General features: G+C 56.8%; 1 pseudogene. It reads right to left on the minus strand.

Annotated features, from left to right (window positions below):
• Positions 1–229, minus strand: a pseudogene (locus tag KVT28_RS27450) (AsmA family protein); the annotation flags it as partial.

The raw sequence follows: 229 nt of genomic DNA on the forward strand, positions 1-229 counted from the left end.
CATTGTTCAGCTGCAGGCGATTGGCCTGAATCGGCAGCGTGGTATCGGGCGCTTGATTGGCGAGATTGATTCCACCGTCGCGCACTTCGATGCTGTTGAAGTGCAGTGGATCGCTGAACTGAACCAGCGCCAGGCCAAGACCAACGCGTTTCGCCACCAACACGGCGGGCTGACCATCATGACCAAAGCTGAAGTCAGCGAGAATGATATGCGAAGGGGAGGAGAAGTC

Origin of the sequence: Pantoea sp. GbtcB22, from assembly GCF_019091025.1 — a bacterium.
Lineage (GTDB): Bacteria > Pseudomonadota > Gammaproteobacteria > Enterobacterales > Enterobacteriaceae > Pantoea > Pantoea leporis.